Annotated in this window: 1 protein-coding gene; it reads left to right on the top strand. The window is 73.6% G+C overall.

The features are described from left to right. Nucleotides 1–33: 33 nt before the first annotated feature. Nucleotides 34–12,723, top strand: coding sequence for an SDR family NAD(P)-dependent oxidoreductase (locus ACGFIO_RS42085; protein WP_392836325.1), 12,690 nt, complete (start codon nucleotides 34–36; stop codon nucleotides 12,721–12,723). Nucleotides 12,724–12,730 lie beyond the last annotated feature (7 nt).

The following is a 12,730-nucleotide window of genomic DNA, read 5'->3' on the forward strand; positions in this document are numbered from 1 at the left end:
TGTCGCCCGGTCGCGACGCGAGGCCGTTCAGCGGTGACGCCGGTCGACATCAACCCGGCAACGGCGGTACGACGACTCGCCGGGACCGACGGCTCCGCGACCGCGCTGCTCTACCAGGGTCGCGAGCTGTCCTACCGCGAACTCACCGAGGCCGCCGGCCGACTGGCCGAAACGCTCGCGTCCGGCGGCGTGCGCGACGGCGACCGGGTCGCGTACCTGGGATTGAACAGCCCGACATTCCTGATCACCTACCTCGCCAGCTGCTGGCTCGGCGCGATCTTCGTCCCACTCAACCACCGGCTCACCGCCGAGGAGGTGGCCGACGTCCTGGTCGCCTGCGAAGCGCACACGATGGTGGCGGAACCCGGACACCAGCGTCAGCTCGACGCGGCCCCGGCACAGCTGCCGGCCCGCCGGCTGCTGTTGGCCGACGACGACCCGGCCGTCCCGGTCACCGGCGATCCCGCCGCCCACTGGGAGAGGCTGAGCGCCGCCCTCCCCGACACCCCGCCGGCTCGGATCCCGGTCGAACGCCACAGCGGCGACGTCGCCGTACTCATGTACACCTCGGGCACGACCGGGCGCCCCAAGGGCGTGATCCTGTCGCACGGCAACCTCTGGTGGAACGGGCTGAACATCGATTCCGCCCTCGGCATCCGGCCCGGCGACACCAACCTGGCGATCGCCCCGCTGTTCCACATCGGCGCCCTGGCCTGTTTCGCCCTGCACACCCTGACCCGCGGCGGTGCCACCGTCCTGAGCCGGACGTTCGACCCCGCCCAGGCCTTGCATGACCTGGTCGAGCACCGCGTCAACGCGCTCTTCGCGGTACCCGCGATGTACGCGGCGCTGGCCCGCACGCCCGGCTTCGCCGACGCCGACCTCTCCGCCCTGCGATGTGCCGTGGTGGCCGGCGCACCGGTGCCTCCGAGCCTGATCGAGCTGTACGCCGCGCACGGGGTGCTGTTGCAACAGGCGTGGGGCCTCACCGAGACGGCGCCCCTGGCCACCACCCTGCCCGCCGCTCGCACCCGCGACAAGACCGGGTCGGCCGGCTCGCCCATGCCGTTCACCGAGATACGCCTGGTCGACCCGCGCACCGGGGAGGAGATCACCGAGGCGGGGCGCCGCGGCGAGTTGTGCGTACGCGGCCCGAACGTGACCGCCGGCTACTGGCGCGACCCCGCGACCACAGCCGCCGCCTTCGACGCGGACGGCTGGTTCCACAGCGGCGACATCGGTCACCGGGACGAGGACGGCTTCTACTACATCGTCGACCGGCTCAAGGACATGATCATCGTGGCCGGGGAGAACGTCCTGCCGGCCGAGGTCGAACACGTCCTGACCCGCCATCCCGGCGTCCTCGAGGTGGCCGTGATCGGCACCGACGATCCGCTCCGGGGCGAGGCGGTGACGGCCGTCGTGGTCAGCGCCGGCGACGGACCGCCGCCGACCCTGGACGAATTGCGGACCCACGCCGCTGGTCACCTAGCCGCGTACAAGCTGCCCACCCGGCTGGTGTTCGCCGACGTCCTGCCGCGCAACGGAGCCGGAAAGCTCGACAAGAACCGGTTGCGGGACGACTATCCGGGCGACAGCGGCGCCACGGTGCCCGACCAGCCCACGGCCGATCGGGACACCGGGCCGGATCCTGCCATCCTGCTCCGCGACCGGCTGTCGTCGATGCCCCGGGCCGACGGCATCGAGGTGCTCCGCCGCCTGGTCCGCGATCTGGTCGCCGAACTGTCCGAGCAGCCGGACCTGGATCTCGACGACGCGTTCACGGACGTCGACTTCGACTCGTTGATGGCGATCGAGTTCAAGGCCCGGCTGCAGACGGCGACCGGTCTGCGGGTGCCCGCGACCCTGGTCTTCGACCATCCCACGCCCGCGGCGGTCGCGGGCCTGCTGACCGCGCAACTGCTGCCCGACAGCAGCCGGGCGCCCGAACCCGCCGGGGCCGACGCCGGGCCGGACCAGCCGGACGAGACGGGCGACGCAAACGAGCCCATCGCGATCGTCGGCATCGGATGCCGGTTCCCGGGCGGGGTCGCGAGCCCCGAAGACCTCTGGGACATGGTCCTCGCCGGACGTGACGGCATCTCGGACTTCCCGCAGGACCGCGGCTGGGACCTGGCCGGCCTGTTCGATCCGGACCCGGATCACCCCGGAACCTCGTACGCCCGCGAAGCCGGTTTTCTGAAGCAGGCGGCCGATTTCGACGCCGAGTTCTTCGGCATCTCGCCGCGTGAGGCCCTTGCCATGGATCCGCAGCAGCGCCTGCTGCTCGAGACGTCGTGGGAGGCGCTGGAACGCGGCGGCCTGGATCCGCGATCGCTCGCCGGCAGTGACACCGGGGTGTTCACCGGGATCATGTACGACGACTACGGTTCCCGGCTCCAGCCCGCTGTACCGGAGGGTTTCGAAGGACACATCGGCACCGGGAGCGCGCCCAGCGTGGCATCTGGCCGGGTGTCGTACGTGCTGGGTCTGGAAGGCCCGGCCGTGTCGATGGACACCGCCTGTTCCTCGTCGCTGACGGCGATCCACCTGGCGGTGCAGTCGTTGCGCCGTGGCGAGTGCGGCCTGGCCTTGGCCGGCGGGGTCACCGTGATGGCCACCCCCTCGACATTCGTCGAGTTCAGCCGTCAGCGCGGACTGGCGCCGGACGGGCGGTGCAAGTCGTTCGCCGAACAGGCCGATGGCACCGGTTGGAGCGAGGGCGTGGGCGTCGTCGTCCTCGAACGGCTGTCCGACGCCGTCCAGCACGGGCACAAGATCTGGGCGACCGTACGCGGCACCGCGGTGAACCAGGACGGCGCGTCCAACGGGCTGACCGCCCCCAACGGCCCCGCGCAGCAACGGGTCATCCGGGCCGCTCTGGCCGACGCACGGCTGGAACCGTCCGGCGTCGACGCCGTGGAGGCGCACGGAACCGGAACCCGGCTCGGCGACCCGATCGAGGCGCAGGCCCTGCTGGCTACCTACGGCCAGGACCGCGACAACCCGTTGCTGCTGGGATCGGTGAAGTCGAACCTGGGTCACACCCAGGCGGCCGCCGGCGTCGCCGGAGTCATCAAGATGGTCATGGCGATGCGGCACGGCACCGTCCCCCGGACCCTGCACGTCGACCGGCCCAGCACCAAGGTCGACTGGACCGCGGGCGCGGTGGAGCTCGCCAGCGGCAACCGCCGCTGGCCGGCGACGGGGAACCGGCCCCGCCGGGCGGCCGTCTCGGCGTTCGGCATCTCCGGCACCAACGCGCACGTCATCCTCGAACAGGCGGCACCGCAGCCGGCGGAGCCGGGCGGAGCCAGGTGGGCCGGGCCGCCGCTCGTCACCGGCGGCCCGGTGCTGGTCCCGGTGTCCGGGACCAGCCCTGAAGCGCTACGCGACCAGGCTGCCCGACTCCGGGCCTACGCGGCCGATCCGGGCCTGACACCGGCCGACCTCGGCTGGTCGACGGCGGTCACCCGTGCGGCGCTCGGCCACCGGGCCGTCGTGCTGGCCGGCGAGCCCGGCGACGTGCCGGCCGGGCTGGGCCGGCTGAGCGCCCCGGATCAGGCCGGGACGGCGGCCGGTGTGGTGACCGGCGTGGCCCGCACCGAGGGGCAGCGCGGCCGGACCGTCCTGGTCTTCTCCGGACAGGGATCGCAGTGGCCGGGCATGGCCGTGGAGCTGTGGGAACGATCGCCGCTCTTCGCCGCACGGATGGACGAGTGCGAGCGGGCGCTACGCCCGCACGTCGACTGGTCACTGCGGGACGCGCTGCGGTACACGGGTGCTGACGCGCTGACCCGGCCGGACGTCGTCCAGCCGGCCCTGTGGGCGGTCATGGTCTCGCTCGCCGCGCTGTGGCGCGCCGCCGGGGTGGAGCCGGACGCGGTCGTGGGGCATTCCCAGGGCGAGATCGCCGCGGCCTGCGTCGCGGGCGCGTTGAGCCTCGAGGACGGGGCCCTGGTGGTCGCCCGGCGCAGCCGGCTGATCGCCGCGCAACTGGCAGGCGCCGGTGGCATGGTGGCGGTGGAGACCACGGCGGACGAGGCCGAGCGGCGCTTGGCGGGGTGGCCGGCGAGGTTGACGCTGGCGGCGTCGAACGGGCCCGCCTCGGTGGTCGTCTCCGGTGATCCGCGCGGACTGGACGAGCTGGTCGAGCAGTGCGACCGGGATGGCGTACGCACGCGCCGGATCGCGGTGGACTACGCCTCGCACGGCCACGCCGTCGAGCGGATCCGGGCCGCCCTGCTGGACGCGCTCGAGCCGATCCGCCCGCGCGTCCCGGACGTGCCGATGTTCTCCACGCTCACCGGAGACTGGATCGGCCCGACGGCGCTGGACGCACGGTACTGGTACGACAATCTGCGTCAGCCGGTACGCTTCGCCGAGGCCACCGGGAGCCTGCTGGACGCCGGCTTCGGGACCTTCGTCGAGGTGTCCCCGCACCCGGTGCTGCTGCCGGCCATCCAGGACAGCATCGACCAGGAGGCGCCGGCCCGGGCCACCCGACCGGCGGTGCTCGGTTCGCTCAAACGTGACGACGGTGGACCGCGGCGCCTGCTCACGAGCCTGGCCACCGCCTTCGTCCACGGGTTGCCGTTGCGCTGGGAGGCGTTGTTCGCCGGCACCGGGGCGGTCCGGGCCGACCTGCCCACGTACGCCTTCCAGCACCGCCACTACTGGCTTCTCCCCCGACCCGGGCACTCCGGGCCCGGCTCGCTGGGCCAGAACGTCGCCGGGCACCCACTGCTGAGCGCCTCGGTCGACCTGGCCGACGGGGAAGGCGTACTGCTCACCGGCCGGTTGGCCCTGGCCTCGCACCCCTGGCTGGCCGACCACCGCGTGGCTGGCGTGCCGCTGGTGCCCGGTTCAGCACTGCTGGAGATGGTGGCCCGCGCCGGCGACGAGGTCGGCGCGGCTCAGATCCGCGAACTGACGCTGACCGCGCCGCTGGCGGTGCCGGCCGACCGCCCGATCCGCTTGCAGGTGACCGTCCGGCCGACCGGCCCGTCCGGGACGCACGAGGTCCGGGTGTACTCCGCCGTCGACGACGGGTGGACCGAACACGCCTCCGGTTTGCTCGCGTCCACCGCCGACGGTCCCGTTCCCGACGACTCGGACGACCTGACGGTCTGGCCCCCCGCCGGCAGCCGACGGCTGGACACCACCGACGTCTACCCCGCACTGACGGAGCTCGGCCACGAGTACGGACCGGCCTTCCAGGGCCTGCGCGCCCTGTGGGAGCGCGACGGCGACCTCTTCGCCGAGGTCGAGCTGCCGGACGGCCTGCGCGATCAGGCCACGGGCTACCTCCTGCACCCGATCCTGCTCGACGCGGCTCTGCACGCCCTCCCGGCGGCCGCGCGGCTCGACGGTGACGCGGAACCGACGTCAATGCCGTTCAGCTGGACCGGCGTGCAGGTGCTGGCCACGGGTGCCACCGCCATGCGGGTACGCATACGCCGCACCGGACCGGACACCATCGAGGTGCTCGCCGCCGACCCGGCCGGCGAACCCGTGGCGGTCATCACCGAGCTGGCCACCCGCCCGATGACGGCCGCCGGGCCCGTACCCGCGGACACCACGCCGGCCGGGCTCTTCCGGCTCGACTGGCAGCCCGTTGCGGCGCCCGCAGCAGCCGCCGGCGAGCTGAGCCGCTGGGCGCTCGTCGGGGAGGCGGACGACGAGTTCACCGAGGCCGCCCGCTATCACGATGTCGCAGCGTTGCTGGCCGCGATCGACGGCGGGACCGCGGTGCCCGATGTCCTGGTCGTACGTCAGCCGGCCTCGCCCGACCACGACGACGTTCCCCGTGGGGTGCGCGAAGCCACGGATGCCACCCTGTCGACGCTGCGGAGCTTGCTGTCCGACACCCGGTTCGACGATAGCCGTCTACTGTTCATTACCCGCGGGTCGGTCACCGTCACCGGAACCGAGCCGGAGGATCTGGTGGCAGCGGCCGTCCGTGGGCTGGTGCGTACGGCCCGATCCGAACATCCCGGCCGGATCCTGCTCGCCGACACCGACGGCAGCGCCGGCGGCCTGATCACGGTGCTGATCGACATCGGCGAACCCGAGTTCGCCGTCCGCGACGCCATCGCCTACGTACCCCGGCTCGTGCCCGTCACGCCCGGGTCCGCCGGGGAAGCGACGGCGGACTCGTGGGCCGGACGCCTGGACCCCGACGGCACCGTGCTGATCGCCGGCGGCGTGGGCGGGCTCGGGGCGCTGCTGGCCCGGCGGCTCGTCGCCCGGCACGGCGTCCGTCACCTGCTGCTGGCCAGCCGCCACGCCCGTACCGCGGCGGCCACCGCGTCCCTGGTCGCCGAGCTCTCGGCGCAGGGCGCACACGTGCGGGTGGCCGACTGCGATCTGGCCGACCGCCCAGCGGTAGCGGCCCTGCTCGCGGGCATCGCACCCCGGCACCCCCTCACTGCGGTGGTTCAGTCGACCGGGGTGCTCGACGACGGCGTACTCACCTCCCTGACCGCCACCCAGCTCGACACCGTGCTGCGCTCCAAGGTTGACGTCGCCTGGAACCTGCACGAGCTCACCGCGGACCAGCCGCTGCGGGCCTTCCTCCTGTGCTCGTCCGCGACCGGGATCCTCGGCTCGCCCGGCCAGGGTGCCTACACCGCTGCCAACGCCTTCCTCGATGCCCTGGCCTGCCACCGGGCCCAGGCCGATCAACCGGCGACGTCGCTGGCGTGGGGCCCGTGGCAACAGCCGACCGGAATGACGTCGCACCTGGACAACGGCGACCGGAGCCGGTGGACCCGCGCCGGTGTCGTGTGGATGCCTACGGACCGGGTGCTCGGACTGTTCGACGCGGCCGGTGACGCCGGCGCCGACAGCCCGGCCCTGGTGCCGGTCGACTTCGACCGGGCAGTGCTCGACGAGCAGGCCCGTTCGGGTGCCCTGCCGCCGGTGCTGCGCGGCCTCGTCCGCCACCGGCCCCCGCGGCGAAGGTCCGGCACCACGGCCCGGCCGGTGACCAAGGACGCGGTTCGCGTGGAGACGCTCCAGGAGCTGGTTCTGGACACTGTCCGCGCGGTGCTCGGCCTGGCGCCGGACCAGCGACTGGATTCCGATGCGGCGTTCAAGGATCTCGGCTTCGACTCGCTGATGGCCGTCGAGCTGCGCAACCGCTTGGCCGACGCCGTGCGGCTGCGGCTGCCCGCGACTCTCGTCTTCGACCACCCGAGCCCCGCGGCGGTGGCCGGTCTGCTCGCGGCGCGGCTGTCGCCCGGTGCGGCGGACACTCCGGCGAGCGTACCCGCGAACCATCGGGCCGGCCCGGACGAGGCGATCGCGATCGTCGGTATCGGTTGCCGCTTCCCGGGCGGGGTCCAGAGCCCGGAGGACCTCTGGGACATGGTCGTCTCGGGCCGCGACGCGATCTCCGACTTCCCGGTGGACCGTGGCTGGGATCTGGCGTCGCTGTTCGAGCCGGACCCGGACGGACCCGGCACCTCGCATGCCCGCGCGGGCGGATTCCTCGAGCGGGCGGCGGCGTTCGACGCGGACTTCTTCGGCATCTCGCCGCGTGAGGCGATGGCGATGGATCCGCAGCAGCGGCTGCTGCTGGAGACGTCGTGGGAGGCGCTGGAGCGGGCCGGCATCGACCCGCGGTCGCTGGCCGGCAGCGACACCGGCGTCTTCACCGGCGTGATGTACGACGACTACGGCGCCCAGCTCATGCTGGCCGCACCGGACGGGTTCGCGGGGCACATCGGCACCGGAAGCGCGCCCAGCGTGGCCTCCGGGCGGGTGTCGTACGTGCTGGGCCTGGGTGGTCCTGCGGTCTCGATCGACACCGCCTGCTCGTCCTCGCTGGTCGCCATGCACCTGGCCGCGCAGTCGCTGCGGCGCGGGGAGTGCGGGCTGGCGCTGGCCGGCGGCGTCACCGTGATGGGCACGCCGTCCACCTTCGTCGAGTTCAGCCGGCAGCAGGGCCTGTCGGCCGACGGCCGGTGCAAGGCCTTCGCCGATCAGGGTGACGGCACCGGCTGGGGCGAGGGCGTCGGCGTGGTCGTCCTGGAGCGGCTGTCCGACGCCGTACGGCTGGGCCATCAGGTGTGGGGCGTCCTGCGCGGCAGCGCGGTCAACCAGGACGGCGCCTCCAACGGGCTGACCGCGCCCAACGGGCCGGCCCAGCAGCGGGTGATCCGGGCCGCTCTGGCCGACGCGCGGCTGGAGCCCGCCGACGTCGACGTCGTGGAGGCACACGGGACCGGAACGCGGCTCGGGGATCCGATCGAGGCGCAGGCGCTGCTGTCCACCTACGGACAACAGCGCGGCCCGGACGGCGCCCCGCTGCTGCTGGGCTCGGTGAAGTCGAACCTCGGGCACGCGCAGGCGGCGGCCGGGATGGCCGGCGTGATCAAGATGGTCATGGCGATGCGCCACGGAACCGTTCCGCGCACGTTGCACGTCGACCGGCCGACGACCCAGGTCGACTGGAGCGCGGGAGCGGTCGAGCTGGCCGTCGAGAACCGTTCGTGGCCGGGCACCGGCGACCGGCCACGCCGCTCCGGTGTCTCGTCCTTCGGGATCTCGGGCACCAACGCCCACGTCATCCTCGAACAACCGGCCCTCGTGCGGACGGCGCCGCCGTCCGGCGCGGAGCAGCGTCCGGTCGCGGTGCCGGTCTCCGGGTACACGCCTGAGGCGCTGCGGGCCCAGGCCGACCGCCTGCGCGCGTTCGTCGCGGCCGACCCGGGCCTGACCCCGGCCGAGGTGGGCTGGTCCACCGCGACGCGGCGGGCGGCACTGGCCCATCGCGCGGCGGTGGTCGCCACCACCCGGGACGAGTTGCTGACCGGCCTGACCGCCCTGGCCGGCGAGCAGCCGGCGACCGCGGCGACCGGTGGCGACGGACGCGTCGGCTGGTTGTTCTCCGGGCAGGGGTCGCAGCGAGCCGGCATGGGCGCCGAGCTGCACGAACGGTTCCCGGTCTTCGCCACCAGCTTCGACGAGGTCGCCGGCCTCGTCGGTGACCTGGACGGACACCACCTGTCCGACGTGATCCGCACCCGGCCGGAGCTGCTCGACGAGACCCGGTTCGCGCAACCCGCCCTGTTCGCCGTCCAGGTTGCGCTGGCCCGGCTCTGGGAGTCCTGGGACGTACGACCCAACATCGTGACCGGCCACTCGCTCGGCGGCATCACGGCCGCCCACCTGGCCGGTGTCCTCTCCCTGCCCGACGCCGTCACCCTCGTCACCGCACGTGCGCGGCTCATGCAGGCCCTGCCCGCCGGCGGAACGATGATCGCAGTAGCGGCGGCCGAGGACGAAGCCCTGGCCGCGCTGACCGGACACGACGGCAAGGCCGCCCTGGCGGCGATCAACGCGCCCGGCTCGGTCGTGCTCTCCGGCGACGAAGCCACGGTCCTCGACCTGGCCAGGGCCTTCGAGCGGCAGGGCCGCTCGACCCGGCGGCTGCGGGTCAGTCACGCCTTCCACTCCCCGGCGATGGACCCGATGCTCGACGACTTCCGGTCGATCGTGACCGGGCTGTCCTTCCGCGCCCCCAAGATACCGGTGGTCTCCGAGCTCACCGGCCAGATCGCGGAGCCGTCCGAGCTGACCTCATCGGAATACTGGGTACGCCACGCCCGCGCGACCGTCCGGTTCGCCGACGCCGTCGCCACCCTGCGCGCCGAGCGGACCACCGCGTTCCTGGAGATCGGCCCAGACGCAGTGCTGACCGGGCTGGTCCGGCACAACCTCACCGGCGCTGAGAACGAAACGGTGGTGCCGTCGCTGTATCCGGGACAGCCGGAGACGGAGACGGTGCTGCACGCCCTGGCCCGGCTCTACGCCACCGGGGTCGCGCCCGATTGGCGCGAGCTCTTCGACGGTACGAACGTCCGCGCGGTCGACCTGCCCACGTACGCGTTCCAGCACCGGGACTACTGGCTGCACCCCCAGGCCGAGCGCCGCCCGGAGGCGGCGACCGGTCTCGATCCGACCCGGCATCCCCTCCTGGTCTCGGCCCTGCCGCTGGCCCAGGACGACGGCGCGGTCGTCCACACCGGACTCGTGTCGACGGAGACCCATCCGTGGTTGGCCGAGCACACCGTGCACGGCGTACCGGTGCTGCCCGGCGCGGCGGTCGTCGATCTGTTCCTGACGGCCGGTGCGGATCCCCGGTCGTCCGCGATCGAGGACCTGACCCTGCACCGGCCGGTGGCCCTGCCGGAGACCGGGGGCCTCCGGCTGCAGCTGGCGGTGGCCGGGGCCGATCGGGCCGGTCGCCGCAAGGCCACCCTGTACTGCCGCCCCGACGACGCCGACGCTGCCGACGGTCCCTGGACGCTCGTGGCGGAAGCAACGCTCGGAGCTTCCTTCGAGCCTGACTCCGGCGCGGGGACGGCGCCGCTATGGCCGCCCGCGAGCGCTGTGGCGGTCGACCTGACCGGCTGGTACGAACGCCTGGCGGCCCACGGCTACGGCTACGGCCCGGCGTTCCAGGGTCTGCGGGGAGCGTGGCGGGACGGGGACGACTGGCTCGTAGAGACGGAACTGCCGGAGCAGGCGCGAGCCGAGGCTTTGCCTTTCGAGATCCATCCCGTCCTGCTCGACGCGGTGTTCCAGCCGTTGACCGCGGCGGCGTCCGGGCCGGTACGGCTGCCGTTTTCCTGGCAGGGCGTACGGCTGCACACTCGCGGCGCGACCCGGATCCGCGTACGTGTCTCGATCACCGGCCCGGACACGGCGACGCTGAGCGCGACCGACACCGACGGCACACCGATCCTGACCGTGGCCGCCGTGACCACCCGCGAGGCCACACCGGAACACCTCGTGGTGCCGCGGTCCCGGACCGGTGACGCGATGTTCACCGTCGCCTGGCCCACCGCACGACCGGGCCGGTCCGGGCAGGCCGGCGCCCTGGTCGTGACCGGGCCGGACACCGGACTGGCGGCCCGGATCGAGGACGCCGGCCGGTCCGTCGTGGTGCTCGAGTCCGGCGCCCCGGTGGCGGGCGACGTCTACCTGCCGGTCGAGCTACCCGAGACCGGACCGGACGCAGACCAGGTCGAGACGATGACCGCCGCGGTGCTCGGCACGGCACAGACCTGGCTCGCGGACGATGCCCGCGCCGGCTCCCGGCTGGTCGTGGTCACCCGGTCGGCCGTGTCCGCCGTCCCGGACGACGAGGTGTCCGGCGTGGCCCAGTCGGCCGTGTGGGGGCTGATCCGCGCGGCCCAGCAGGAACACCCCGGGCGGTTCGTGCTGGCCGACCTCGACGACGATCCGGCTTCGCTTCGCCTGCTCGACGCCGCCGTCGGCAGCGGCGCGGTGCAGTTCGCGCTCCGGCGCGGTGAGATGCGCGTCCCGCGGCTGGAACGCGCGGCGGCGCCGCCGACCGGCATCGCGGACGTCGCCTTCCCGGCCGACGGGACGGTGCTGGTGACCGGTGGCACCGGCGGCGTCGGCCGAGCGCTGGCCCGGCATCTGGCCGAAGCCCACGGCGTGCGGCACTTGCTGCTGGTCGGCCGGCGCCCGCTGGACGAGGCGGCGAGCAGCCGGCTGACGGCCGAGTTCGGCGCGCTGGGGGCAACGGTCACGGCGGCCACCTGTGACGTCCGTGACCGCGACGCCCTGCGGACGCTGCTGGCCGGGATACCGCCGGAGCATCCGCTGACCGCGGCGGTGCACGCGGCCGGGGTGCTCGACGACGGGATGTTCCAGTCGCTCACCGGCGCCCGGCTGACCCGGGTTCTCGCGGCGAAGGCCCGCGGCGCCTGGCTGCTGCACGAGCTCACCCGCGAACACGCCCTGACCGCGTTCGTCCTGGTCTCGTCGATCAGCGGCGCCCTCGGCGCCGGTGGCCAGGCCGGCTACTCGGCCGCCAACGCCTTCCTCGACGCCCTGGCCGGCTACCGGCGGGCCCGTGGGCTGCCGGCCGTGGCCATGGCCTGGGGCCGCTGGGACGACACGGGTATGGCTGGCGACCTCGACGCCGCCGGCCGGGCCCGGATGGACCGCGCCGGGGTCACCCCGATGCGCGTTCCCGAGGCGCTGAGCCTGTTCGACGCCGGCCTCCGGCTCGGCCTTCCGGCCGTGGTGCTGAGCCGGCTCGATCTTCCGGAACTGCGCCGCCGGGCGGCCCGCGGCGAGGCGCCGGTCTCACCCCTGCTGGACACTCTGGTGTCCCCCGGGCCGCATCCGGCGACCGCGCCGGAGAACCGGTCCCGGTCCTCCGCCGAGTTGCTGCGCAGCGCACCCCCGCCAGAACGGCAACGGCTGCTGCTGAAGCTGGTCCGGGAGAACATCGCCGAGGTCATGGGCCACCCGATACCCACGTCGGTCGGTGTCGAACGGGGCCTGCTCGACCTCGGCTTCGACTCGTTGATGGCGGTGGAGCTGCGTAACCGCCTGGTCGCCGCGACGGCGGTGCCGCTGCCGGTCACCACGCTGTTCGATCACCCGGGCGCGGCCGGGCTGGCGACCTATCTGAGTTCGGAACTGGCCAGGCAGCGCAGCGAGGCCGTGCTGACCGGGATCAGCGACTGGGAAGCGGAGCTCACCACCCTCGATCTCAGCGAAGAGACGCGGGCGGTGATCACGGACCGCCTCGGCGACATCCTCCTGCGGTTGAGGTCACCCGAGGCGAACGGCGGGCCCGGACCGGCGGCCACCGACATAACAGGGCTCGTCGACGCGGCGGCGGGCGACGAGTTGTTCGAGCTGATCGATCGGCATCTGGGTTCGGAGTGACGTGAAG

The organism is Actinoplanes sp. NPDC049265, from assembly GCF_043197135.1.
GTDB lineage: Bacteria > Actinomycetota > Actinomycetes > Mycobacteriales > Micromonosporaceae > Actinoplanes.